Origin of the sequence: Ornithinimicrobium jinqii (genome assembly GCF_045032595.1) — a bacterium.
In the GTDB taxonomy this organism is placed as follows: domain Bacteria; phylum Actinomycetota; class Actinomycetes; order Actinomycetales; family Dermatophilaceae; genus Ornithinicoccus.
Window position 1 is genome coordinate 86,269 of sequence record NZ_JBJFZS010000011.1, and the last position, 25,883, is coordinate 112,151.

Below are 25,883 nucleotides of genomic sequence, written 5' to 3' on the forward strand. Positions count from 1 at the left end.
TCAGCTGCGCGGGGTGCGCCGGTCCATCCGCTGCCTGGACCGACTGCGGAACTCCAGCGCCTCGCCTTCGGGCGAGTCCGCCGCGTCGGCCTTGAGAGCACGCTCCTGGGCGGCCTGCTCGGCATGGGGGCGAGCCGCCGCCATCCGCCGGTCGCGCACCGACTTGCGACGCGACCGTGCACCACGGGGACGGGTCGGCGCGTCGTCCCCGTTGTAGTAGTTGTAGTAGGCCGACGGCTGCGCCGGCGACTTGGTGATCACGAAACCGGCGATGTGGGTCTCTGCAGTCTCCAGGGTGCGGAGGGCGTCGCTGAGGTGCCGCTTGCGGATCTGTCCGGAGGCGGCGACCATCAGCATGCCGCCAGTCAGTTTCTCGATGACCATGGCGTCGGTGACGGGCAGCACGGGCGGTGTGTCGACGAGGATGAAGTCGTAGGTCTCCGAGAGGCTCTCGAAGAGGTCGTGCATCTTGGAGGACCCGAGCAGCTCGCTGGGGTTGGGCGGCACCTCGCCGGAGGCGAGGACATGCAGGTTGCTCCCGCCCCATCGCTGGGTGACGTCCGCGACGTCTGCCTCTCCCAGGAGCACGGTGGTCAGGCCCACAGCTCCTTCGAGGCCGAGGTTCGAGGCCACCGACGGGTGACGCAGGTCGGCGTCGATGAGCAGCACCTTCGAGCCGGCGTCGGACATCGCCAATCCGAGGTTGATCGCTGTCGTCGTCTTGCCCTCCCCCGGCAGGGTCGAGCTGATGACGAACGAGTGCTTGCCCGTGGTGACGTCGACGAACATCATGTTGGTCCGCAGCCGTCGGATCGCCTCGGCCTGAGGGCCGAACGGGTCGATCTCGAGGAAGATCGCGTGGGGGTCGTTGTCCTTGCGCAGGGGCACGCTTGCCAGGACCGGACGGTCGGACAGCGCATCCAGGTCTCGCTCTTCCCGGATCCGCTGGTCCATCGCCTGTCGACCCAGGGCGAAGGCGACGCCCAGCATGAGACCTGCCAGCAGTCCTAGGGCGAGGTTTCGCTCGGGCACCGGCTCCACAGGGCGGGACGGCACGCCGGCGGGCACGATGACCTCTGCGGTCACAGACTGTCCGCTGCTGGCGAGCATCGGTGAGAAGTTGCGGGCCACGGAAGCCAGCTGCTGCGGGACGGCGGTCGCGGCGTCGGAGGCCACCTGCGGGTCGTGGGCACGGACGCGGACGTCGAGAAGAGGCGTGTCCCCGGCGGCCGCGGCCGATACCTGCAGCATGGTCCCGGGAGCGAGGCCCAGCTGCTCCCGCACCGGGTCGAGGACGATCGGCGAACTGGCGACCTGGATGATCGTCTGCCTCTGAGCAGCCGGCATGTCGTAGACGTTGGCGGTGTCGGTCTGGCTGCTCGCGAGCAAGTAGACCCGGGAGCTCGACTCGTAGACCGGGCGGATCTGCAGGGTGAGGTAGGCGGTGGCCGCCACGACCACGAGCACCGTGGACAGGATGATGCGCCAGCGCTGGCGCATCGCGCCGAAGAAGTCGCGAAGGGTCACGGGCCCTCTTCCCACGAAGAATGAAGGTGAAAGCACCCGTATCCTATCCCCATGAGGGTGCTCCGCCTTTTTCACAGCGGGGTGATGACCGCATGGAGGGCACGCGAACGCGGACTGAGGGGCCTCGGTCACGACGTGACGCTGCTCTCCGCACGCCGGTGGAACGAGGGCGGAGCGGACGTCACCCTCGAAACCGACCCCTCCGAGCCCCCCGACTCCGTGGTGCCGGTGCGCACCCTGGGTCGGCACCCTGCCCTGTTCGCCTACGACCTGCGGCCGCTGTGGCGGGCGCTCGGCGAGCGGTGGGACGTCATCGACCTGCACGAGGAGCCGTTCGCCGTCAGCACGCTTCAGGCTCTGGTGATCCGTGCCCTGCGGCGCAACCGCGCTCCCTACGCGCTGTACTCGGCGCAGAACATCGACAAGCACTACCCCATCCCGTTCCGCTGGTGGGAACGATGGGCCCTGCGCCACGCGCGCGCCGTCATTGTCTGCAACGATGCGGCTGGCGAAATCTGTGTGCGCAAGGGCTTCCCCGGGGTGCCCGACGTCGTGCCGCTCGGCGTGGACGTCGAGCGGTTCACCCCTGCTGACCGGCAGCCGCCCGCTCCGGACGAGCCCGTCCGCGTCGGGTATGTCGGTCGCCTCGCCCCGCACAAGGGCGTGACGGTGCTGCTTGACGCGGTGGCGGCATACCCGGATCTGCGGCTCACCCTCGTCGGCGCCGGCCCTCAGGAGGCAGAGCTGCGCGAGCGCGCCGCAGCGCCCGACCTGCGCGACCGGGTGACCTTCGCGGGCTCTGCTCCCCAGGAGGAGCTGCCGGCCCTGTTCCAGGGCATGGACGTGCTGGCGGTTCCGTCGTTGACCACTCCAAGTTGGGTGGAGCAGTTCGGCCGCGTCGTCGTCGAGGCGATGGCCGCGGGTGTGCCCGTCGTGGCGAGCGACTCCGGCTCGCTGCCCGAGGTGGTCGGCGACGCGGGGCTGCTCGTGCCCGAGGGCGACCCGCGGGCGCTCGGGGAGGCGCTGCTGCGGGTATGCCGTGAGTCGGGCCTGTGGGAGCGGCTGCAGGAGGCGGGCGTTGAGCGGGCGCAGGGGTGCTCGTGGTCAAGCGTGGCTGCGCGCTACGAGGCGGTCTATCGTCGGATGGTGCACCAGGCGCGCAGCGAGATCGCCGACCACCACGACCCCGAGGTCGTGGTGGTTGCCTACGGGGCGCCGGAGCTGCTGCGTGCGGCGCTGGAGCCTGTGCGCGAGCTCGCTGTGACCGTCGTCGACAACTCATCGCTTCCGGAGATCAGGGACCTGTGCGCCGAGCTGGGGGTGCGCTACCTCGACCCGGGCTGGAACGGCGGCTTCGGTGTCGGTGTCAACCACGCCCTTGCCGACCGGCTGACTCCCGGCACCGACGTCCTGCTGCTCAACCCGGACGCGGTGGTGTCCGTCGACTCCCAGCGTGCCCTGCATCGCGCGCTGCGGGCCGACCCCGACCTGGCCAGCGTCGCCCCGGCGCAGACCGACGGCGAGGGACGCCCGTCGCGCGTAGTGTGGCCGTTCCCGTCACCGGTGCGGTCGTGGATCGAGGCGAAGGGTCTGGGTCGGCTCAACGATCGGCACGAGGACTACGTAATCGGCTCGGTGCTGCTGCTGCGCGCTGAGGCTCTTGAGCAGGTTGGTGGTTTCGACGAGGATTTCTTTCTCTACGCCGAGGAGACGGACTGGGCCAAGCGGGCCTCCCTGATGGGATGGCGCCATCGTCTGGTGCCGGAGGTGAGCGCCCTGCACCTGGGGGCCGCGACGTCGAGCGACCCGATGCGGCGGGAGGTGCACTTCTACGCGGGCCAGGAGCGCTACCTGCGGAAGCACTTTGGGGCTGCGGGGTGGCAGTACGCGCGGGCGGGGCAGTGGTTGGGCTCCGCTGCACGTTCGGTCGTCCTGCCTGGAGCGCGCGGCGCGGCAGCTCGCCGGCGTGCGGCCCTGCTGCGGCAGGGGCCGGTGCGGATCGAGGCTCGGAAGTGGGCCCGACCGCAGCGTCCGCTGCGGGAGAGCGTGGCGGCGTGACCACCTGGCGCGAGATCTCCGAGCGTGTCGGCGTCGGCGTGCTCGTGCTGGGTGCCATCGTTCTGGCCCTGGCCGTCGCCTACCTCGTGCCGACCCAGCCGATGCTCGCTCTGGGCCTCGCGGCCGTCGTGCTGGTCGGGGTGGCTGCCCTGGTGCAGCCCGTCACCCTGCCCTTGCTGGCTATGCCGCTGATCGTGGTGGTGGCACGGGTTGGTGGTGAAGGATTCGACCTGACGGTGTCGGATGCGATGCTGGCGCTCGCGTTCTGGCCAGCGGTGCTGATGTCGCCCCGACCGTTTTCGTCCGATCTCAGACGGCTCCTGTGGCTCAACGCCCTTTACCAGGCGACCACCTTGTTCACCGTTCTCGCCAACCCCTTTACCGCCAACACCGTGGAGTGGTTCCACGCCTGGCTGCTCGTGTCCGGAGCCCTGATGGTCGGCTGGGCGGTGGGCGCTGGCGGGCACGCGAGGCTGGGACTGTCGCTCTTCCTCGCGGCGTGCGTGGCGCTCGCCATCCCCACGATCGTGCAGGGGGTCCTCCAGGTCGCAGCTGGGGACTTCAGGGCCGTCTACCCCAGGTGGCCATGGCAGATGCACAAGAACTTCATCGGTACCCTGCTGGGTTTCGCCGCCGTCCTTGTCTACGCCCAGCCATCCTGGCTCCGCTGGTCCACCAGGAACTCGATGTTCGTGTTCTGGATCTTCGCCGCAGCCATTGCCTTGTCACAGTCTCGGCAGGCCCTGATCGCACTGGCCGTGGCGATCCTCGTGGTGTCGCTGCGGCGGCACAGCGAACGTCGGACGTCGATCTTGGTCATGCTGTCGCTCGCACCAGCAGCCTTTGGAGTCCTCACGCTGGTGCGAGACCAGTTCCGCTCGGGCAACGAGCACAACTCGGTCTTTCAGCGATTGGAGTGGTATCGAGAGTCATCGCAGGTCTTCCTGGAGCGGCCGTTGCTGGGGTGGGGGCTGCGCTTCTGGCGCACAGCCGACGCGCCGATCAAGTACGAGCCTCCCCATGTCGGCCTTGAGGTTGCTACGACGACGGGAGTGGTGGGCCTTATCGGCTTTCTCGTCATGATCACTGGCATCTTGGTTGTCCTGTGGCGCTTGGACCCAGCCTTCGGGACCGTTGCCTTTGCAGCGGTGCTGAGTCGCGTGGTCCAGGGACAGTTCGACCTGTTCTGGATCAGTGTGAGTGTCTCCGTTCCCTTCCTCATCGCCGGGGTCTGTTTGGGTGCTGCGCACGTTGACGCTCGAGCGTCCAAGGCGGCGACGGTGGGGCCCCAGGAGCGGAGACTGGTGGGTGCGGGTTGAAGATCGTGCAGATCGCACCGCACGTCGGGCCGGGATCCGGAGTCGGTGCTGTCGCCTTTCACCTGGAGCAGGAGTGGAAGGCGGCTGGGCACGAGGTGTCCAGCTTCACGCTGAGCGAGGCGCGGGGGGGCTGGATCCCCACGGGCCTGACCGGCATCGCTGAGAAGACTGCCCTTGCAGCACGAGTGGTCTGGTTCTCAACGGTGGGCACTGTCCTGGCTCGACGGTACCTCGCCGGGTTGCCGCCGGAGACGGTCAGCGTCTGTCACAACGACGTCCTGACCGGTGATGTCTACGTCAATCACGGAAACCTGATCGCAGCCATGGAGGCGCGGGGGCGTCCCTGGTTGCGGTTGCTGAGAAATCCTTTGCACCTGTTCACGACCCTGCGCGACGCGATCCGTTACCGCTCCACGATCCACCGCAGCGTGGTGAACCTGTCCACGATCGAAGATGAGTTGTTGCGCAAGACGTTTGGTCAAGTGGTGCCGACGACCTGGGTGATCCCGAACGGGGTCGACCTCGAGGTGTATCGCCCGCCGACCGAGGCCGAACGGCGTGAAGCGCGGAGGGCACTGGGACTCGGCGAGCGTGACCGTGCGGTGTTGTTCGTGGGTCACGAGTTCGGTCGCAAGGGGCTCTTCCCCCTCATCGACGCCGTTCTGCTCCTTCCCGAGCATCATCATCTCGTCGTGGTCGGCGGAGATGAGACGGAACTGACCCGTTTGCGGCGTGACGAACGGGTGAGGGACCTTGCCCACCGCTGCCACCTGGTTGGCGCGACCGATCCCGCGCCGTTCTACTGGGCATCCGACGTCCTGGTGCAGGCGAGCGCGTATGAGAGTTACGGCCTCGTCGTCACGGAGTCACTGGCCAGCGGACTCCCCGTGATCTCCACCCCCGTCGGCTGCGCGAGCGATGTGATCGACCCCGGCCGCAACGGCTACCTGACGACACCGTCGCCGGCTGAGATCGCGGCGCGCATACAAGACGTTGAAACCCTTCCAGCGCGTCGAGTGCGCCAAGCGGCGAGGGAGTCGGTGCGGACTCTGTCCTGGACTGAGGTCTCGCGGGTCTACCTCTCGCGACTGGAAGCCCTGGCTCTGAGGTCGCAGCCGTGAAGGTTGTCCACGCCGTGCGCTCGGACGCCTTCGCGGGAGTGGAACGGCACGTCGTGGTGCTGGCTCGGGCGCAGGCAGAGCAGGGCGATGAGATCCGGGTGATCGGAGGTGACCCTCACAGGATGAAAGTCGAGCTCGGCCCTGACGTGCCGCACCTGCCAGCCAGGACGACGGCAGAGGTCGGAGCCGCTCTGGTGCGCGCAGCTGGGGCTGACATCGTCCACACCCACATGACCGCGGCCGAGACGGCTGCCGCCCTGGCCCTGGGGGGGCGCCCCTATGTCGTGACCCGCCACTTCGCGGCGCGCAGGGGCAGATCCTGGGCTGGCCGGCTGGCGTCGCCCGTGTTGCGACAGCGCGCTGCTCGACAGATCGCCGTCAGCCAGTTCGTCGCTGGGGCGGTCGACGGTCGGAGCACGGTTGTCTACGCTGGCGTACCCAACCGGCCGTTGTCTTCGGCCAGGGAGCGGGTCGTGCTGGTGTGTCAACGGCTGGAGCCGGAGAAGGACACCGCCCTGGCCCTAGAGGCGTTCGCGCTGTCGGGGCTCGTGGACGACGGGTGGCGTCTGGTGGTCGCGGGCACCGGTAGCCAGGGGGCGCAACTGCGGGAACGGGCAGCGCAGTTGGGGCTCTTGAGTGATGTCGACCTCCTAGGCTTCTCCGAGGACGTGTCCGCTCTCATGGACCAGGCATCGGTCTTGCTGGCGACGGCGCCTGCCGAGCCCTTCGGGCTGAGCGTCGTTGAGGCGATGGCGTGCGGGCTGCCAGTGGTGGCCAGTGCAGCAGGTGGCCACCTCGAGTCGGTCGGTCTGGTGGACGGTGCCGCTTTGTTCTCAGCGGGTTCTGCGCAAGACGCAGCCGGACTGCTTCGCAAGGCTGCGAGATACGCGCCTTGGCGAGTCGCTTACGGCCATCGTCTGCAGACTGCTCAACGGCAGCGCTTCACCCCTGACCGCCAGGCGCGGGAGACGCGCTCGGTCTACGAGGAGCTGCTTGGATGACCGATCTGGTCGTAATTTCGCTGGAGGCATGGGATGAGGTGTGGCGGCGGAATCAGCACCTTGTCGCAGGTCTCCTTCGGGTCAGGCCTGACCTGCAGGTGCTCTTCGTCGAGCCGCCTGGGGACCCGGTGCATGCGTGGAGGCGGAAGGCGCCGCGCGATCGCGGGACCGGACTGAGGCAGGTCCAAGACCTGGAGGGAGCTGCCGGGCGCCTTTGGGCCTTCCAGGGGACGAAGTGGCTGCCACGCCGGGTCGATCCGGGGGGTGACACCAGAAGAGCGCGCCGCGTCGTGCAGGTTGCCGAGGAGCTGGGCTTTGACAGCCCGGTCCTCTGGGTCAACGATCCGCAGGGGGCGGAGGTGCTCGACATCACCGGCTGGCGCTCGCTCTATGACATCACCGACGACTGGTTGGCTGCGGAGCGGCCACGAAGGGAGGCGGACCGCACAGCAGCGCAGGAACGCCGACTCCTCGCGCACGTCGATGTCGTGGTGGTCTGCTCGCGGGCGCTGGGCAGCAAGACGACCGCAGACAAGCCTGCTCGGCTGATCCCCAATGCAGTAGATACACGTGCCTACGCTCAAGTCCACGCACGACCTCCCGACCTGCCTGGTCTTCCCTACGCCCTGTATGTCGGTACCCTCCACCGAGATCGTCTGGACGTCGACCTATGCCTCGAGACGGCCAAGGTGGTCCGAGGCGTCGGTGAACTGGTCCTGCTCGGCCCGATCGCCCTCGGCAACGACGACGTGAAAGCCCTGGTGGAAGGCGGGGTGCGGTTGCTCGGGGGGCGTCCCGCGTCATCGGTCCCCGCCTACCTGCAGCACGCCGCTGCCCTGGTGGTCCCCCACGTCCAGAGCGACTTCACCGATAGCTTGGACCCCATCAAGGCGTACGAATACCAAGCGTCTGGCCGGCCGGTCGTGGCCACGGCAGTCCCCGGCTTCAGAGACTCTGCATCCCCCATGGTGCACGTAAGAAGAGCTGACGCTTTTCCGCAAGCTGTTGCGTCGCTGGTGGCAGATCCTCCCGTCACGTCTACCCGCACGGGAGCACCCGACTGGGCGGAGCGAGTCGCTGACTTCGCCAAGGTCATCTCGCACCTGGAGGCTCGATGATTGTGGTCAATGCTGCCTGGAGGGGCCAACGCACGACGGGCCAGCAGCGGTATGCCTCCGAGGTGACCCGTCGACTGCTCAGTCACCCGGGGGTGGTTGCCCGTCCGGCCCGCACCTCTGCCAACCGGTGGCTGGCCTGGACACAGGTGCAGGGGTTGAGCGTGTCGAGCAAGGATGAGGTCCTCGTCACGCTTACCTCCCGCAGCCCGGTGTTTCACCGGCGTCACGTGGTCGCCGTGCACGATCACTTCGTTCTCAGCAACCCGGAGTGGTACTCCCGGAGGTACGTCCTCACTCACGCCCCAGTGCTGAAGGCTCAGCTTCGCGGTGCCTCTGGACTGGTCTTCGTGAGTGAGGCCACACGCACCCGCCACGTCGATCTCTACGGTGGTGAGACTCCTGCAGTCGTTGCTCCCAATGGCGTGACTGCCCCGCCGCTCGACACTGTGCGGCCATGGCCCCTTGGCCGCCCCTATCTACTGGCGGTCGCATCCGCTGACCCCCGCAAGAACATCGACCGATTGGTCCAGGCGTACTCTTCCCTCCCCCCGGGCCTGCGACGGCAGGTTTCTCTGGTGCTGGTCGGCGGTACAAACAGCACGGTGTTTGCCGCCTCGCAAGACGCGGTCGACGACTCGTCCGGGATTCTCAAGCTCGGATACGTCTCGGATGACGAGCTCTGGTCTCTCTACCGCGGCGCCCGCGCCGTTGTCGTGCCCAGTCTTGACGAAGGCTTTGGCCTGCCGCTCATCGAGGCGGCGTCCTTAGGGACGCCTTTGGTTGTGTCGGACATCCCGGTTTTCCGCTGGATCGCGGCCGACCGCGCCGTCTATTTCGACCCCAAGGACGTGGATTCGATCAGGGACGGCCTCCGGCGGGTCATCTCCGACGAGGTCGTCGCGGTCGACCCAGCGGCGGTCCGATCGCGGTTCTGCTGGGACGATACCGCCCAGAGGGTGCTCGATCTGTCACGACGGCTGGAGGTTGCAGGATGAGAGTGGGAAACCGCATCGTGACACTCCGCAGGATCGTGCGGACTCGGGCTGCGACTGCTCTCCCAGCAGGTCTGGCCTCCGAGGTGCGGCATGTGAAGTCGGTGCTACACGAGTACAGGGTGGGTCACTGGAGTTGGAAGGTCGATCGAGATGTGCGCAGCCACCTGACGCGGCCTCATGTGCGCCGCGTCCGGCGGCCGGGGCAGGTGTGGGGGGTCAGTGTCGTTCGCAATGAAGCAGATGTCGTGCCCGCCGTCGTGTCCCATCTGTTGGATCAGGGCCTGAGTGGCATCGTCATCGCGGACCACTCTTCGGACGATGGCACGCGGGAACGGTTGCTTTCCATGGCTGCGGCTGAGCCCCGGCTGCACGTCGTTCTGGACTCCTCGAAAGGGCACTTTCAAAAAGAAAAGATCACTCACCTGAGCAGGTTGGCGTGGCGCGCCGGCGCCGAGTGGATTATCCCGTTTGACGGCGACGAGTTTTGGTTCGCACCCAGCGGTACCCTGTCGGAGTGGTTGCCGTCGCAGAGTGCGGACGTCATCAATTCGCACACGATCCATGCCGTTCCACTCTCGGAGGAGAGCGACTTCCGGAAGAGGACGTTGCTCCTGGACCTGGGCGGTGGCTACAAGAAGGTAGGATTTCGAGCTCACCCTCTGGCTTTCGTGGCGCCCGGCAACCACGACGTCTCACGACCTGGAAGTCGAGGGGGAGGACTCGTCAACATTCATGTTCCGTACCGAGGGGCCCACCAGATTCTCGGCAAGTTCCGTCGAGGCGCTCAAGCGCTCGACGATGCAGGCACCCCCGCGGGAGAGGGGTGGCATTGGCGCGTCGGTGCCAAGTTTGATGAGGCTGATGCAGAACGAGTGTGGGGTCAGATGCAGCGAGGCCAGGCCGTACCCGAGATCGACTGGGTGGCTAAGGGTCCGCATGTCCCGACACGTCCGCTGCGCTCCCGTTCGTGGGCCCCCGACGCGAAAGCCTAGGGCTCGTGCGAGTCTCGCTGGGCCTCTAGTGTAGGAAGCCGTGACGCGCGGGCCCTGCAATGTGCAATTACCTCACCAAATTCTTGAACGCCAGCGCCGGCTTCTCTATCAGATGCCATGACAGCGTTGCCACCGGGAGAACCAAGACCCAGGCGATCAACCCAGCCGCCCACGGGCCGACCTGCTGCGCGATCCCGGACAGGAAGAGAAGCTGTTGGATAGGAAACGCGTAGATATACACGCCGTAGGAAATATCGTTGACAGAGCCGATCCTCACTGGTGCTGTGCCCGCCCACAGGACGAGGATGGTAGTGGGTAACGACCCTAGCGTGGGCCCGGTTTCGGTGACGATGCATGCCAAGAGCAGGACGGCCGCGCCGAGCGGCCACCAAGGTCCCAATCTAACGCCTCCACGAATCGACCACACAAGGGCACCGGCCAGGAAGAAAGCCATCAGCCAGAAAGCGTGAGCGAAAGGTTCAACCAAGAACCCGACGCGCAGAGAGGTTGCCACAGAAATTGCCCGAGCGGGGGCCCACGTCATCACGCTGGCAATCAGCCAAAGCAGTGCCAAGGCCGGCAGCGGAAACCGTCGAACCGGCCTGAGCGTAAACAAGAGAGCCATCGCGCAGTAACACGCAAACTCAAAGACTAGTGTCCACAACGAGCCGTTCCAGCTCTGGCTGCCGGCCGAGACTAGAGTGGCGGGTACGTCCCACTGCTCCATCTTGAGAAACCAGTTGCGCACGACGTAGCTGACAGCGCCGTCTAACTGCCAGCGGCTCCCCTCCATCACGGATCCCAGCGGGGCCGCAACGAAGGCCACGGCGCCAAGCGCCACCCAAAAAGCTGGGAATATTCTCAGCGCCCTACGCCACAGGAATGGAGCAAGGCGTAGCCGCGAACGCGACCCGGCAATGAGATACCCGGATATTGCAAAGAACCCCGACACGGCCCAGCCACCGAGTGAGTTGCCTCCAAAGTACGGGTCCCCACCAAATTCGCCGAGAGGCCAGGCGTGGGACCAGATGACCAGGCTGGCGAGAACAAGCCGCACGAAGTTGAGCGCGTTGTCCCGGCCGGCTAGGGCAGCGCCGAGGGACCCTGCCGGCTCACGAATGCGTTCAGGCGCTCCGAGGGGTGCTGCTGTCACAATCGGATCCTAGCGGGCACCGCTGACGTGGAGGGCGGCCACCTGAGGCGGGTCCGCGTGTGATAAAGTCCCCAAGTCCGCTAACTGGTGGCGGAGTGGCCGCCGGTGATGCAGAGTCATGAGGTGTTTCCTTGGCCAACCCCGATCTCGACCAAGCCGTACCCAGTCGGCGCCCCTCTGCAGGAGCGTCCGTCGTGGCCATCCGCACGCATGAGTTGTCTCGGGCCGTCCAGACGTTGCATTCTGAACTTGCTGCCGCGCTGGGACGCGATAGAGTCGTGGTGGTCGTCGACCAGTTGAATTCAGCCTCTCCTCGCGCGTGGCCATCGGCCTACAATATCGTTGAACTCACGGATGATGTTCTCGTGGAACTCGGCTTGCCGACCGTTGTCCCGGATGGTGGATGGCGCTGCGGGGATTATTTTTACTACGCGCTCTTTCGGGCTCTTGAGGTCGAGCAAGCATGGCTCATCGAACCAGACGTGCGTTTCCTGAATGTCGATGTTGCGTCATTCTTCGCAGAACTGGACCTAGTGTCCGCGGATTTCTTGGCAGCTGATCTCACCGCGGATCCGCACTGGCTCTGGGCCCATCAGTTGACGTCTAGAGGTGTCAGCGATCCTTGGCGATGCTTCTTTCCACTGACTAGGCTGACGCGACCCGGATACGAGGCTGCACTTCGCCTACGTCGCGCCCTCTATGAACCGAATCGCTATGGTTTCCCGAATGATGAGGGTGTTGTGGCGACGGCGATCATGACGTCGGGGCTCGAGGGAGTCGACCTGCGTAGCGTGTGTCCCGCAGGCACCAGTCTCTTCCGGCATAGACCGAAGCTCCTCCTTCCGGTTCTTCAGGGAGCAAGCAGCAAGAGTGAGCTCACTCATCCGTCCCTAGAAATGGAGGAATTTGTCCGAAGTGTCCGCCGAGAACTGCTACGGGCCATGCGGGACGACGTGGTGGCGTCCTACTCCTCTCACCGCCCCCGCGCAGCTCGGCTGCTCGAAACTCTCAGTGATTACTCGCTCTTGGCGAAGAGGGAGCGCCCCCTTCACGAATCGATCTTTGGGCCACCTGATATGCAGCACCGGCATCATGACGAGAGTTACCGACGTGCTGTGATCAGCGCAATGCCTATTCATGTCAGGGCGTTGCAGTGGTTTGCTCGGAGCATGACTCGGGCGGTTTATAGGTGGGTTGATCGTCGCGTCCGTGTGCGAAGCAGGTCAAGACCGCAGGTGCGGATGCCGTTCGCGAAGAGCGAATAGTCGCCCTTCGCAGCACGAACGAGGATCGCGGATGTGGTCGGCTGCTGACGTACGGCGAGAAAGCGTCTCAAGCGTCGCAGAAAGGCTATTCTTCTGGCAGAGAAGGTTCGGGGGTCGCGTCCGTCGACCGCCTCGAGCACAAGATCCAGGCGGCTGAGTTCGGCCATGATCACCGTCTCGCGGTCGGTTGGTTCAGCTGGGCGTACCCCCGTTGAACCGTCCGCGACCAGGGACATAGCAGTGTATTGACTCTGATGCTGGCGATAAATTAGGAGCTGGCGCGGCTCCATGACGACGTCGCCGCTGAGAGCGGCGAAGAGAGCTAGCCACCCGTCGTGCAGGAAGGGTGGGTGGGCACCGTGCATGACGCTGGGGAAGGGCAGCGCCGCCTTGACGACGTCGGAGCGCACCGCCATGGCGGCCCCTGTGACAGTCATGCCGAGGACGAGCCGCCGCAGGCCCCTCTCGTGCAGTTGGCCTTCTTTGGTCAAGAGGTTCTCGGTGGACAGGTGGACTCCCGACCACAGCGTCTGGGACGGGTAGAGGTGACCGAGCTCGTCCATGAGGTGACCGTCGCTCAGCCACAGGGCGGCGGGCCGACGATCGAACGCCTCAGCCACGGCGGTCAGTTTTTGGTCGTCCCACCTGTCGTCCTGATCGCACAAGACCACCACGTCGCCGCCGGTGGCTCGCAATAGCAACGCTTCCATGTTTGCCACCACGCCCATGTTGCACTGGTTGCGATGAAGGTGGACAGGGAACGTCTGACGGCTTGCCCACCCCTGCAGCAGCCCCCAGGTGCCGTCGGTGGATGAGTCGTCGGAGACGTAGACGGCGTCAGGAGCAAGCACCTGCCTGCTGATGGAGTCCAGTTGTTCTTCCAGGTGTTGCTGACCGTTGAAGGTAGTGAGCGCAACCACGATCCGAGGCTTGCTCATCTCACTGTCGCTTGCTTATGACAGTGCGCGACTGGATCGCATCGAGGCGATCCATGAGCCGAAGGCTCGTGTCCGAGCGCGAAGACCTCGGTCCGGCGGCAACGAGTAGAGGCTCTCGTATCGCTCGGCGACCTCCCGAAGCGTGAACTTCTGCACCCTACGCAGGCCTTGCCTCGCCAACGCGTCGCGGCGTTGGGGGTCCTTCAGGAGGGCCACGAGTGATGCTCCTATGGACTTGAGGTGGACCACCTCACCGGATGACCCGTCCTCGATGACGAACAGGGCCCCAGGGTTAGGGGTGGTCACCACAGGGGTTCCGCAAGCCATGGCCTCCGCGTAGGGGATGCCGAAACCCTCGTAGTCACTGGGGAGGCAGAACACCCAAGCCTGCTGGTACTCGGCTACGAGCTCCTGCTCACTCAGCCGGCCAAGGACCACGACGCCGTCGGGCAGGTGCTCCGGGGCGTCCTGACACACCATACGCAACTCCGCCGTGGGGAGGCTCGGCATCACCTCTGCGACGAATGAGGCAGCAAGAGCACCACCGCGCTTGCGCCCTCCCCAGGTCCCCACAAAGAGAATGGTGGGGTGGGCGCTCCGTGAAGTCCCGGGTTTGAACACCTCGGACGAGACCCCATTGGGTATGACGCGGCTGACACCGGGCAGCCACCGCAGGGTCGGCGGTGACACTGCGACGGTGTGATCCGCCACGGCCGCCGCGAGTGCTTCACTGCAACCGAGTAGGATCATTCGGGTCCGTTCCACCACACCACGGATGTGCTTGGCCTCTTCGAAGCATGAGCCGTGCACGGTGCGGACGTGAACGGGGACACGTCTGCGCCAGAGCCAGTAGTCATCGCCGTGGGCGTGCAGGGCGTCAAAGCTGGAGAAGTCCTCCTTCCGAAGATTCACGGCGAACCTGAACGTGCGCAGCCGTCTGCCGACGGGCACCCGGTGCACGGCATAGTGCGCACCCTCGGGCGTCCGGCACGGGCTGAACACGGTCACCGAGTGTCCCCGGCTGACAAGGTCGTTCGCCAGTGCGTGCACCTGGTGCCCGACCCCGATCTTGCTCTCGGAGGGCAGGTAGTAGGAGATCATCGCGATCTTCATGTCCCGCTCCCCGCCGCCAGCCCGTCGCGCACGGCCTCCAACCACCGTCGTCCGTGCTCAAGGTCCGGCTCCAGGTGGTTTCCTTCGGCCCATTCGTTCCAGGACTTGATCCACAGCAGCCTCTCCTGGTCTGAACGTGTTACCAGGTGCTGCGAGGCAGCCCGCACACCCTTCTCGAAGCGGTCTGGATGGCTACCCGTGAGCACGAGACCGCGTCGGCCAGATCGTGGGGTGTTGTCCCAGTTCGGGTAGACGCACGGCAGGTATCGACGGGAAGGGGGGAGGGAGGCGCTCGCCTCGTATCTATAGATCTCGGGTCCGCCGCCCAGGACCTTGCGCAAGGCTCGCATGCGAAGTCTTGCCAGACCATCGGTCCTAGCCGGCAGACGCATGTAGACCCCCGCGTCGAAGCCGTCGGCATCATGGTTCTCGTACCGCGGCCCGGCGCCGACCAGGTCGCTAACCTCGGCCACCAGGTAGAGGCCGGGGAGGCCTGCAGCGCGGGCCAGGCCTTGCCAGTGATCGACGAACCGGGCGGCGTCCGGCAGCTCCTCGGGACGGAAGACGTAGAACACCGGACGCTCGTCGACGCGGAGGTAGCGCTCGTCCCGGAAGGCGGGCAGGACGCTGGTGAAGTGGGCCTGCTCGTCCTCACGCCCGAGGTAACGCTGCTCGCGCAGGACCCGGCCGTGCGCCCCGTGCCAGGCTCCGGTCCAGGACTGGTTGGCCCAGGCCAGACAGAACTTGAAGTCAGGCGCTCCGCTGCGGAGAACTTCCTGGAACGGCCGCTCCAGGATCGTCTCGCCGCCGCCGAACCAGTAGTGCCAGTAGGCGAACGCCTCGACACCGTGCTGTGCAGCCAGGTGGGCTTGAGCCGCACGGGTCTCTGCGACACGCAAGTCGTAAAAGCCCAGTTCACCAGGGATGTGCGGCTGTCGGTGACCTGGGAAGAGCCCCCGCGCGCGAGCCACGTTGGTCCACTCGGTGAAACCCGGCCCCCACCACTCGTCGTTCTCTGGAATGGGGAAGAACTGCGGCAGGTAGAACGCGACAGCTCGGGCCGTCATGTCTTGCCCTTCGCTCGACTGACCAGTCACGGAGGCCTTCCTTTTCAACCAGCTGGCAGCTGGGCGGTGAGAATAGACTCGATGCAGCACTGTGTAGTCTACGAGCGTGTCAGACACGGACCCCACGCCCGTGAGTGGGGGGCAGGGAGTGCTGAGCGTCGTCTGGAGGGCGCTGAGCCTGCTACCCGTCCCCGCTCGACGCAGGCTTGGGGTGGTGAGCGTGGGCCTCGTCCTCATGGCCCTCATGGACACCTTCGCGATCGCGCTCGTGCTCCCGATGGTCACGATGGCCGTCGGCGAACCGCCTCCGGGCCTTGTGCAATCCGCGCTGGACAACCTGGGGGTCGCGCCGGAGACCGCGATACTGCCGCTGATCATCGCGGTCGTGGTGCTCTTCATCCTGAAAGACGTCCTTGCCGTCACTTTCAACTGGTGGAACCAGGGCTTCATAGGTCGAGAACGCGCATCAGTCGCGTCACGGTTATTGCGGCACTACCTCACGTCTTCGTATACGGACGTCTCGCGCCGAAGTCAGGCGACGCTGATGAACCGCCTCAACACGGCCACCTTCCAAGTCTTTGGCCTTGTCATCAATGCGGGAATCCAGTTGTTCTCCCACGCCTTCAACATCCTCGCGATCGCCACGGCCCTGATCATCCTGGCTCCGGTGCCCAGCCTGGTGTTGATGGCCACGACGGTGCTGTTCTCCATCGTCTACCTGAGCGTGGTCCGGCCCCATGCCGCACGGGCTGGCAAAGAGATGGATAGGACGGCCGTCGCCGCTTGGCGCAGCGCCATGACGGCGCTGGGGGCTATGAAGGAGCTGCACCTCCGCGGGACCCAGCAACGCTTCGTCGATCAGTACCGTCAGGTCTCGAACGAGTCGGTGCGTGCGTCGCAGGTGGCGTCGTTGTTGGCGGCGCTGCCCCGGTACTTGCTGGAGACCCTGTTCATTCTCGTGCTGGGAACGGTCCTCGCGTTCTCCGTCGCGCGTGAGGCCAACCTGCTCAACAGTTTTGGCGTTCTCGCCCTCTTCGTCGCGGCGGCGCTACGGCTGCTCCCGGCGATATCGGGTCTGCTGGCGTGCGTGAGTTCGGTGCGAGTGGGAGAGCCGTTCGTCAAGATACTGAGGGAGGAACTTGCGGGCGCGCAGGTGCTGCCCCCTGCTACGCCCACCAAGCGCCAGAAAGGCCCCGTCCTGCCCCTTCGCGCAGAGCTGTCCCTGGCTGCCGTGACCTTCAGTTACCCTGGGGCAGCTCGACCTGCCGTCCGCGACGTGTCCCTCACCCTCCAGGCTGGAACGCAGGTCGCCATCGTCGGGGGCAGTGGTGCCGGGAAGACGACGTTGGTCGATGTCGTCCTCGGGCTGCACCAGCCAAAGATGGGACAGGTGCGGGTCGACGGTCGTGATATACGCGACGCTCTGGACACGTGGCAGAGGGGGATTGCCTACGTACCGCAGGACGTGTACCTCTTCGAAGGCTCCCTTCTGGAAAACATCACGATCGACGAGGACCGCGAGGACGTGGATGGGGCACGGCTGCAGGGGGCGATCGATCGTGCCATGCTGACGGACTTGGTGAGCAGTCTCGGAGGGGGACTCGACACTGAGCTCGGAGACAGAGGTGGCGGTTTGAGTGGCGGGCAGAAGCAAAGGCTGGGCATCGCACGCGCGCTTTATCTAGACCCCCAATTGATCGTGATGGACGAGGGCACCTCCTCTCTCGACAACGAGACGGAGAGCCACATCACCGAAGCGCTACGAGCCCTGAAGGGCAGGACCACGGTGATCATCGTCGCCCACCGGTTGTCGACCGTGCGGCACGCCGACCATGTCGTCGTGATGCGGGACGGGGTCGTGGAGGCCCAAGGGACTTTCGCTTGGCTCCGAGAGAACAACCCATACTTCGCGCGCCTGATCGCCTTGGGTGACCTTTCCGGGAAGAGCGCGTCTCCGGAACCGAGCCCCGGCAGGTTGTCGTGAAGAATCTGACCATCGTGGTCCCCACCTACAACGGGGCGAGGTATCTCGGCCCCACCTTGGACTCGCTGCACGCAAACGCCATCCCGAACCTCGAGGTGATCGTCGTCGATGACGGCTCGACGGACGCATCGGTCGACATCGCAGACGAGCACCCAGTCGTGACGTCTGTGCTGAGCCAGGATCATGCCGGTGTTGCCGTGGCGCGCAACCGTGGGCTGGCCCGCGCGGAAAGCGAGTGGGTAGCCTTCCTGGATCAGGACGACTTGTGGCACCCTGGCCGCTTCCGCCAGCTGCATGACTTCGTGGAGTCGGTCCCCGCAGACCTAGTGCTCTCGCGGGAGCTCAAGTTTGCCTCTCGCTTGGAAAGGGATGTCCTTCGAGAGCTACACCCGGATGTTGGCGAGTGGGCTGACGACTACGTGAGCGACAAGGATGAGATCACTGAGCTGGCGTCCAGGCATCCACTCAACCCTCGCCCGACCTTCACAACAATTACGACGCGAGACGTTCTCCAGGGTCCGATCTCCACCACTACTAGCTTTGTTGCGAAACGGACCTTGCTCCAGGCTGTCGGCGGGTTCGCGCCTCACGCCCGCGCCATGGATGACTATATTACTCTGGCCAATGCTTCGCGGCTGACCCCCATTTATCGCGTGGAAGATGCCTCCGTCTTCTACCGGGTACACCTGGGCGCCACCTCTCGCTCCACCGAGCTACCCCTCCCGTTCTTGTCCAACTCGCTGGCCCTCCAGCTGGGCGGGATGCTGGTGGACGGACCCGGATCGACGCGTATGACCAGCGGTCCCCTCCACGCTCACCTCTACCGTCAAGCGATTGCCTCCGATCGGTTCTGGCACGACAGTTACTACCGGAGGAGCATCGTCGCGCTCGGGATCGCCACTTTCGGGTTGAGGGCAACCGCGCCTCAGATAGCACGGGCGGCCGCCCGACAGCTCCGGGACCGAGGCCGGGTCGCCTCTGGGGGGAGCTGATGTCCGTCACGCTGGCAGTGAACTGCTACGAACGCACCTACCGGCAGGTCTTGGCGCCGGGCTACTTCCCTGCGATTGAGCAGATGAACGCCCGCACCTTCGAGCAGGTCATCGCCCTCATCAACAATGTCGGTGACCCGCGGGAGGCACAAGACCGAGCCGCAGCCTTGGTAGACTGTGGAGAGATTACGGGTTTCGAGTTTGTCTCTGACTGGGTGCCTGCTGCGCTGCAGCACTGGCGCCTCGGTCATCGGCACTTTCGACGGCGGCCCTACCTACTCGACTACGGCCTTGTGATGCCGTTGGTCTCGTCGTCCGAATACATCCTTGGGTGGGACGCGGAGACCGTCTTGGAGGAGCCAGCCGACTGGGTAAGCCCCTCCCTGGATCTACTTGGGAGCGACTCACGAGTCCTGCACGCCTCGCTGAACTGGCCCCCCGCCCGACCTCAGGACGCTGGGGTTGAAGGAGACGCGGTCGCTCGAGTGGGTGACTTCCTCCTCAGCTGGGGCTTCAGCGATCAGGTGTTTCTTATATCACGCAAGAACATGCTTGCCACCGACATGAAGACCTTCTCCCCCGCGGCCATTGCACGACACGCCCCGCACCCCTATACATTCGAGTTCCGAATGGAGAGTTACCAACGGGCCAGCCGCAAGGTACGCGCGACTTACGAGCCAGTGCGGTATCGAACAAACTTGCAGATTGATGGCGTTCTGGACCGGACGGGTAAGAGTCAATATGAGGGGTTTCGAACTGAGGCACTCCACCGGGTAGAATATCATATCACCCGGCAATTACCCTCCCGGTTGGGTCCGAGGTGGGCGCGGAACGCGAGTATCAGCCAAGCGCGCGGCACGAAGCAGGGGTGACGCTTGGGCGGCACGCTCTCGAGATGGTTGCAGTCATTACACCCGTCGGTGACGGTCTCGGTGGGACGGTCGTAGAGTCACTTACCCACCCAGGGTGCCCGAGAATGCCAGACCCGCCAGGACTCTCCCATATCGCGGCACAGATCCATCAAGTCGACCCCGTTCTGATCGAGTTCCGCCTCCAGTGCCGCTCGCTCGACGGTGGTTTCGTATTCCGCACCCACCGGTCCATGGTGCCGGATGGGAGTGGCATCAACTACCCCCACGTCCAGGCCCGACGCTGCGGCCCCGAGGGCCCAGCGGACGTCGAGACCCCACCCCATGCCGCATACGTCTTCTGGGAAGAGGTCTATGTGCCGCCGGGCTCGGGGGGAGAATGCGACGACTGGACCACTGTCCACCATGCCCACACGGCGCGCGTTGCGCAGCGCACGGGCGACAGCGTGAGCATGAGAGGTGGGGTTTCCTGGCTGAATGGCCGGCGCAGCGATGTGCAAGTGGCCAGCAGCCGCATACTGCAGGAATCTCGATGGGCCCGGTCTGACGAATTGGGCATCATCATCAAAAAGCATGACCCAGGCGTTCTGGGGCACGGTGTCGCTTGCTAGGAGCAGCCGGAGGAGTGGAATCCGCATACCTGCTCCTGAATTGACGGTCTGGTTCTTGAGGGCCGGCGAGACCTCCTCTAATGCATGCAACCGGACGTCAGAATTTGGTGGGAGCGCCCCGATGAATTGCACTACAAGGGGGACGTTGCGCGATCGATAGACGCTTACGGCGACAAGTGGGGCTTCGAGTCTTGGGATCCTCCGTCTGGGGACGAGAACACTGTGGCGGCTGACAAAGGCGGCTGCGCGGTCTCTTGCGCTTGTACCTAGACCCATTTGCGTACTCAGTACCCGTCGCGGTCCGCGCGCCGCGCGAGGCTCTTGGCTATCAGCCACACAGTTCGAAGAGGTCCTACGCGGCGTTGCCACTTGGTCACTTCTGCCTCCCGTGCCCATAGTTGCCCTTGAAGACTGTGGGCCACGTCGACCATTGCAAAGAACAGTCGGTCAAGGTGGTCCGGATTATTCTCGACCATTCGGACGCGAGCGGCGTCGTGGGCCTCGGGCGTCATGCCGTACGTGTTCCGCGACACCGACCTTATCCGATAGTAGAATTTCGCCGTCGGCACCCGTCGCATTACTCCGCCCGACTGGGCGAGGAAGCGCACCCACAGTTCCCAGTCTTCCAGCGCCCCGAGTGTACCGTCGTAGCCACCGTACTTGTCCCAGGTGGATCGACGAAACATCGCCGTCGCAACTACCTTGTTGCGAAAGATGATGTCTGCGAGCCGAGCTTCCTGAGGCATCTCCCCTATGTCTTTCCGGAGGTCTCCAAACTGCTCAAGATTGGGAATCGCTGCCACGACTTCCCGGTCACCCCTAAGCAGAGTCACGCTCTCGGCCACGAGGTGAGCGTCCATTCGATCGTCACCACCCAGGATGAGAACAAATTCGCCATCGGTGGCGGCAATTCCCGTCGTGACAGCAGACGAGGTTCCCTCGTTGTCCTGCCTAACGACTCGCACGCCAGCAAGGGCGACCGGTTGAGTTGAACCGTCGTCCACCACGACGATCTCGACGTCACCGCACGTCTGTGCCAGCGCCGACCCGACCGCCGCAGCCAGGTGGTCAGGGTCGTCGTTGTAAGTCGGGATCACGATGCTGACTCGGCCCGATCGCATGACATACGACTCTACCCTGGCTGTCCCAGTGCGCTGATCTGCGAGGGGGGAGTTGCCACTCGGACTCGGTCCAACCGTACTGGCCGCACTCTCCCGCAGACGGCCCGGAGCCAGGCCCCGACATCCGGCATCTAGTGTTGCCTTCATGCGTCGTCTTCTCGTGACCGGTGGTGCCGGTTTCATCGGTTCGAACTTCGTCCACCACGTGCTGGGGCACTCGGATGCTCATGTGACGGTGCTGGATGCGTTCACGTATGCGGCGTCGCGGGAGGCGTTGGCGGGGTTGCCGGGAGAGCGGGTGCGGGTGGTCGAGGGTGACATCTGTGACGCGGGCCTGGTGGACGGGCTCGTGGCCGAGCTGGCCGGGGCGGAGGGTGCGGTGGTGCACTTCGCGGCGGAGTCGCACAACGACAACTCGTTGGACGACCCGTCGCCGTTCGTGCAGACGAACATCGTGGGCACGTTCACTCTGCTGGAGGCGGTGCGCCGGCACGGGGTGCGGTTGCACCACGTGTCCACGGACGAGGTGTACGGGGACCTGGAGCTGGACGACCCGGCGCGGTTCACCGAGTCGACCCCCTATCGCCCTTCCAGTCCCTACTCAGCGTCGAAGGCGGGGGCGGATCATCTGGTTCGGGCCTGGGTACGGTCGTTCGGGGTGCAGGCGACGCTGTCGAACTGCTCGAACAACTACGGGCCGTGGCAGCACGTGGAGAAGTTCATCCCGCGGCAGATCACCAACGTGCTCGACGGGGGCAAGGTCAAGCTCTACGGCAGCGGCGCCAACGTCCGCGACTGGATCCACGCCGAGGACCACTCCTCGGCCGTCCTGAAGATCCTGGAGAGGGGAAGGATCGGAGAGACCTACCTCATCGGCGCGGACGGGGAGAGGTCCAATCTGGCGGTGGTCCGGATGATCCTGGAGCAGCTCGGGCACGACCCCGACGACTTCGACCACGTCACCGACCGGGCCGGGCACGACCTGCGCTACGCCATCGACTCCACGAAGCTGCGCACAGAGCTCGGTTGGGAGCCGACGTACACCTCCTTCGAGGAAGGCCTGGCAAGGACGATCGACTGGTACCGCGACCACGATGACTGGTGGCGTCCCAAGAAGGCCGCCATCGAGGCGGCGTACGCCGCGAAGGGCCAGTGAACGTGGAGGACCTCGCTGTCCGGGCCACCGCGATCCCCAGTCTGCTGGTGGTGGACCTGGCGGTTCTCGGCGACTCCCGGGGCTGGTTCAAGGAGAACTGGCAGCGGGCCAAGATGACCGCGCTGGGTCTTCCGGACTTCGGCCCGGTGCAGCACTCGGTCGCGTACAACGGGCCGGCCGGCGTGACCCGGGGGATCCACGCCGAGCCGTGGGACAAGTTCGTCTCGATCGTTCACGGCCGCGCGTTCGGGGCCTGGGTGGACCTTCGCGAAGGTCCGACGTTCGGGGTCGTCCACACTCAGGAGCTCGACGAGCACACCGCGGTGTTCGTGCCACGGGGGGTTGGCAACTCCTACCAGACCCTCGTGGAGGACACCGTCTACTCCTACCTCGTCAACGACCACTGGTCGGCGGACGCGGAGTACACGATGCTCAACCTCGCCGACGAGACCGTCGAGATCCCGTGGCCGGTCCCGCTGGAGCAGGCGGAGGTCTCGGACAAGGACCGCGCCCACCCACCGCTCGCGGAGGTGAGGCGGGTCCTCCCACGCAGGACCCTGGTGCTGGGGAGCGGGGGCCAGCTCGGTCGGGCCCTTCTCCAGATGCTCCCCGCCGCCACGGGCGTCGGCCGGGACGAGCTCGACCTGGCGGACCCCGCCGCCGTCGCCGCCTACGACTTCAGCGGGGTGGGGACCGTGGTCAACGCCGCCGCCTACACCGCCGTCGACACCGCAGAGACCCAGGAGGGGCGTCGTGCCGCCTGGGCGGCCAACGCGACGGGCGTTGCCGCGCTGGCCCGCGCCGCCGTGGACCACGGGTTCACGCTGGTGCACTACTCCAGCGACTACGTCTTCGACGGCACCGAGCAGGATTACGCCGAGGACGCTCCGCTCGCACCGTTGTCGGTCTACGGCCAGTCCAAAGCCGCCGGCGACCTGGCCGTCTCCGTTGTCCCGCAGCACTACCTGATCCGCACCTCGTGGGTGGTCGGCGGGGGCAAGAACTTCGTTCGTACCATGGCGTCGCTGGCAGATCGAGGGGCCTCACCGACGGTGGTAGCCGACCAGGTCGGGCGACTCACGTTCACGGCCGACCTTGCCCGTGTGACCGCGCACCTGCTGTCGACCGGCCCAGCGTTCGGCACCTACAACGTGACGAGCGACGGGGACCCCGCGTCGTGGGCTGACCTGGCTAGAGCGGTCTTCGTGGGGCGGGGCCGTGACGCCGCCGACGTGACCGACACCACCACGCAAGCGTGGTCGGCCGGCACCCCCGGACCGGTCGCTCCCCGTCCCGCACGCTCGGTGTTGGGCCTTGACAAGATCAAGGCGACGGGCTTCCGACCCACGGACGAGACGGTCGCGCTGACGGCATACCTGCAGGATCTCGGCACCCCAGACACGGCACCATAGGGTGGGCCGCATGCGTGGCATCCTCCTGGCCGGCGGGACCGGCTCCCGGCTGCACCCGATCACCCTCGGGGTCAGCAAGCAGCTCGTGCCGGTCTACGACAAGCCGATGGTCTACTACCCGCTGTCCACGCTGATGCTGGCCGGGATCCGCGACGTCCTGGTGATCACCACCCCGCACGACGCCGAGCAGTTCCACCGTTTGCTCGGTGACGGCAGCCGGTTCGGCATCTCGATCACGTACGTGGAGCAGCCCTCTCCCGACGGGCTCGCCCAGGCGTTCATCCTGGGGGCTGACCACGTGGGCGAGGACACCTCGTGCTTGGTCCTGGGCGACAACATCTTCTACGGCCCTCGGATGGGCACCCAGCTGCGCCGCTTCGACAACCTCGTTGGCGCGGCCGTGTTCGGCTACCGGGTGGCCGACCCCACCTCCTACGGTGTCGTCGAGTTCGACGAGCAGGGCCGGGCGGTGTCGCTAGAGGAGAAGCCTGCCGAGCCGAAGAGCTCGTATGCCGTGCCCGGGCTCTACTTCTACGACAAGCGGGTCGTGGAGTACGCGCGCGAGCTCAAACCCTCTGCGCGGGGAGAGCTCGAGATCACCGATCTCAACCGCCGCTACCTGGACGACGGTGAGCTGCACGTGGAGGTGCTGCCACGAGGCACGGCCTGGTTGGACACCGGCACCTTCGACTCCCTCAACGACGCCTCCAACTTCGTCCGCACCCTGGAAGCGCGGCAGGGCTACAAGATCGGTGCGCCGGAGGAGGTGGCCTGGACGATGGGCTTCCTGTCCGACGACGAGCTGATGGAGCGCGCCGAACCGCTGCGTAAGTCTGGGTACGGCGACTATCTCTTGAATCTGCTCGAGAAACGTTAGGGCTGCCACCACGGACGGTTTACGCTGTCCCCGGGGTTGACGGCAGGGAGTGGACATGGGAGCGCAACGCAGAGTTCCGGTCGCGATCGCTCACGACTACCTCACGCAACGAGGGGGCGCAGAGCGGGTCGTGCTGGCGATGAGCAGGGCCTTCCCGGACGCTCCCATCTACACGACGCTGTACGACCGGGACGGGAGCTTCCCCGAGTTCCGCGATCGCCACGTCATCGTGAGTCCGCTCAACCGCATCCCCGCCTTCAGGCGCGACCACCGACGAGCGCTCCCCCTGCTGGCCGCAGCAGCCAGCGCGAAGAAGATCCACGCGGACGTCACGCTAGCCTCCAGCAGCGGCTGGGCCCACGGGTTCCGAACGGCCGGGAAGATGCTCGTCTACTGCCACAACCCCGCGCGCTGGCTCTACCAGGCCGAGGAGTACCTCGGGGAGTCGGGTCGTCGGTCGGCTCGAGCTGTGGCCCTTGGTGCGCTGACCCCGCCACTCCGTCTGTGGGACAGGACCGCAGCGGGGCGCGCGGACCGCTACCTCGCGAACTCGCAGACGGTGAAGGAACGGATCGCGACCACCTACGGGATCGAGGCCGACGTCGTCCCCCCGCCTCCCGGGTTGGACCTGTGCGGTGAGCAGTCGGGGCACCCGGACCTGGCGGAGTGGGGTCACTGCAGTTACTGGTTGGTCGTGTCGCGCCTTCTCCCGTACAAGAACGTGGACAAGGCGATCGAGACGTTCCGCGACCGGCCTCATGAACGTCTCGTCGTCGTCGGTGACGGCCCTGAGCGAGACGCGCTGCGTGCGTCGTTGCCGGCCAACGTCCGGATCGTCTCCGGTGTCAGCGACGACGAGCTTCGCTGGATCTACTCGCACGCTCAGGGGCTGGTGGCTCCGAGCATGGAGGACTTCGGACTGACGCCGCTGGAGGCCAACGGCTGGGGTCTCCCGGTGGTGGCTTTGCGCGAGGGCGGCTACCTCGACACGGTCGTGGAAGGGCAGACCGGAGTGTTCTTCGACCGGAGCGAGCCAGAACTGATCGGTCGGGCGATCGACCGAGCCGCCACCTATGAGTGGTCGTGTCACACCCTGGTCCGGCACGCCGCAGCGTTCGGGGAGGAGCGTTTTGCAGCTCGCCTCCGCGACGAGGTCGCCACGCTGCATACGCGATAAACTGACTCGTCCCACAA

Annotated in this window: 20 protein-coding genes; 14 read left to right on the top strand and 6 right to left on the bottom strand. The window is 65.7% G+C overall.

From position 1 onward, the window contains the following. Positions 1–1,527 carry a tyrosine-protein kinase domain-containing protein gene (locus tag ACI3ET_RS04840; protein ID WP_405031833.1) on the bottom strand — a complete coding sequence of 509 codons (1,527 nt, stop codon included), beginning with the start codon at positions 1,525–1,527 and terminating at the stop codon, positions 1–3. A 51-nt stretch (positions 1,528–1,578) separates the two neighbouring features. Between ACI3ET_RS04840 and ACI3ET_RS04845 the strand changes: the two genes are divergently transcribed. From ACI3ET_RS04845 to ACI3ET_RS04875, 7 genes are read left to right on the top strand one after another with little or no spacing between them, the layout of a single operon-like run. Continuing rightward, positions 1,579–3,585, top strand: coding sequence for a glycosyltransferase (locus ACI3ET_RS04845; protein ID WP_405031834.1), 2,007 nt, complete (start codon positions 1,579–1,581; stop codon positions 3,583–3,585). Beyond that, a complete protein-coding gene (locus ACI3ET_RS04850; protein ID WP_405031835.1) occupies positions 3,582–4,904 on the top strand; it encodes an O-antigen ligase family protein in 1,323 nt (440 codons plus the stop codon). The genes ACI3ET_RS04845 and ACI3ET_RS04850 overlap by 4 nt, the downstream gene beginning before the upstream one ends. Before the next feature lie 5 nt (positions 4,905–4,909). Next, entirely contained in the window at positions 4,910–6,025 is a 1,116-nt protein-coding gene (locus ACI3ET_RS04855; RefSeq protein ID WP_405031925.1) for a glycosyltransferase family 4 protein, read from the top strand. Continuing rightward, positions 6,022–7,026 carry a glycosyltransferase family 4 protein gene (locus tag ACI3ET_RS04860; protein WP_405031836.1) on the top strand — a complete coding sequence of 335 codons (1,005 nt, stop codon included), beginning with the start codon at positions 6,022–6,024 and terminating at the stop codon, positions 7,024–7,026. Before ACI3ET_RS04855 ends, ACI3ET_RS04860 begins: the two co-directional genes overlap by 4 nt. After that, on the top strand, positions 7,023–8,144 hold the full coding sequence (locus tag ACI3ET_RS04865) for a glycosyltransferase (RefSeq protein WP_405031837.1): 1,122 nt from the start codon (positions 7,023–7,025) through the stop codon (positions 8,142–8,144). Before ACI3ET_RS04860 ends, ACI3ET_RS04865 begins: the two co-directional genes overlap by 4 nt. Then, complete coding sequence (locus ACI3ET_RS04870; protein WP_405031838.1) at positions 8,141–9,139, top strand: glycosyltransferase family 4 protein; 999 nt, start codon at positions 8,141–8,143, stop codon at positions 9,137–9,139. The genes ACI3ET_RS04865 and ACI3ET_RS04870 overlap by 4 nt, the downstream gene beginning before the upstream one ends. After that, on the top strand, positions 9,136–10,131 hold the full coding sequence (locus tag ACI3ET_RS04875) for a glycosyltransferase family 2 protein (protein WP_405031839.1): 996 nt from the start codon (positions 9,136–9,138) through the stop codon (positions 10,129–10,131). The genes ACI3ET_RS04870 and ACI3ET_RS04875 overlap by 4 nt, the downstream gene beginning before the upstream one ends. A gap of 67 nt (positions 10,132–10,198) precedes the next feature. Here ACI3ET_RS04875 and ACI3ET_RS04880 read toward each other — a convergent pair whose 3' ends face one another. The 4 genes from ACI3ET_RS04880 to ACI3ET_RS04895 form a co-directional block, all read right to left on the bottom strand. Then, positions 10,199–11,284, bottom strand: coding sequence for an acyltransferase family protein (locus tag ACI3ET_RS04880; RefSeq protein WP_405031840.1), 1,086 nt, complete (start codon positions 11,282–11,284; stop codon positions 10,199–10,201). Positions 11,285–12,467: 1,183 nt separating this feature from the next. Next, positions 12,468–13,487 carry a glycosyltransferase gene (locus tag ACI3ET_RS04885; protein ID WP_405031841.1) on the bottom strand — a complete coding sequence of 340 codons (1,020 nt, stop codon included), beginning with the start codon at positions 13,485–13,487 and terminating at the stop codon, positions 12,468–12,470. 15 nt (positions 13,488–13,502) lie between these two features. Continuing rightward, positions 13,503–14,600, bottom strand: a complete 1,098-nt coding sequence (locus ACI3ET_RS04890; protein ID WP_405031842.1) for a glycosyltransferase family 4 protein — start codon at positions 14,598–14,600, stop codon at positions 13,503–13,505. Then, positions 14,597–15,667, bottom strand: a complete 1,071-nt coding sequence (locus tag ACI3ET_RS04895; RefSeq protein WP_405031843.1) for a glycosyltransferase WbsX family protein — start codon at positions 15,665–15,667, stop codon at positions 14,597–14,599. The genes ACI3ET_RS04890 and ACI3ET_RS04895 overlap by 4 nt, the downstream gene beginning before the upstream one ends. A gap of 220 nt (positions 15,668–15,887) precedes the next feature. Here ACI3ET_RS04895 and ACI3ET_RS04900 point away from each other — a divergent pair, with 220 nt between their 5' ends. The 3 genes from ACI3ET_RS04900 to ACI3ET_RS04910 are packed head-to-tail and all read left to right on the top strand — an operon-like array spanning position 15,888 to position 19,515. Beyond that, a complete protein-coding gene (locus ACI3ET_RS04900) occupies positions 15,888–17,651 on the top strand; it encodes an ABC transporter ATP-binding protein (protein ID WP_405031844.1) in 1,764 nt (587 codons plus the stop codon). Further along, complete coding sequence (locus ACI3ET_RS04905; protein WP_405031845.1) at positions 17,648–18,643, top strand: glycosyltransferase family 2 protein; 996 nt, start codon at positions 17,648–17,650, stop codon at positions 18,641–18,643. Before ACI3ET_RS04900 ends, ACI3ET_RS04905 begins: the two co-directional genes overlap by 4 nt. Next, positions 18,643–19,515, top strand: a complete 873-nt coding sequence (locus ACI3ET_RS04910; protein ID WP_405031846.1) for a hypothetical protein — start codon at positions 18,643–18,645, stop codon at positions 19,513–19,515. Before ACI3ET_RS04905 ends, ACI3ET_RS04910 begins: the two co-directional genes overlap by 1 nt. 892 nt (positions 19,516–20,407) lie before the next feature. On the opposite strand, the gene ACI3ET_RS04915 is transcribed toward ACI3ET_RS04910, so the two are convergent. After that, complete coding sequence (locus tag ACI3ET_RS04915) at positions 20,408–21,220, bottom strand: glycosyltransferase family A protein (RefSeq protein WP_405031847.1); 813 nt, start codon at positions 21,218–21,220, stop codon at positions 20,408–20,410. A 169-nt stretch (positions 21,221–21,389) separates the two neighbouring features. Here ACI3ET_RS04915 and rfbB point away from each other — a divergent pair, with 169 nt between their 5' ends. The 4 genes from rfbB to ACI3ET_RS04935 are packed head-to-tail and all read left to right on the top strand — an operon-like array spanning position 21,390 to position 25,866. Then, positions 21,390–22,400, top strand: coding sequence for a dTDP-glucose 4,6-dehydratase (rfbB, locus tag ACI3ET_RS04920; RefSeq protein WP_405031848.1), 1,011 nt, complete (start codon positions 21,390–21,392; stop codon positions 22,398–22,400). Positions 22,401–22,402: 2 nt separating this feature from the next. Next, positions 22,403–23,812 (top strand): sugar nucleotide-binding protein, encoded by a 1,410-nt coding sequence (locus ACI3ET_RS04925; RefSeq protein WP_405031926.1) that lies wholly within the window; start codon positions 22,403–22,405, stop codon positions 23,810–23,812. 10 nt (positions 23,813–23,822) lie between these two features. Further along, a complete protein-coding gene (gene rfbA, locus ACI3ET_RS04930; RefSeq protein ID WP_405031849.1) occupies positions 23,823–24,689 on the top strand; it encodes a glucose-1-phosphate thymidylyltransferase RfbA in 867 nt (288 codons plus the stop codon). A 55-nt stretch (positions 24,690–24,744) separates the two neighbouring features. Beyond that, on the top strand, positions 24,745–25,866 hold the full coding sequence (locus tag ACI3ET_RS04935) for a glycosyltransferase (protein WP_405031850.1): 1,122 nt from the start codon (positions 24,745–24,747) through the stop codon (positions 25,864–25,866). Positions 25,867–25,883 lie beyond the last annotated feature (17 nt).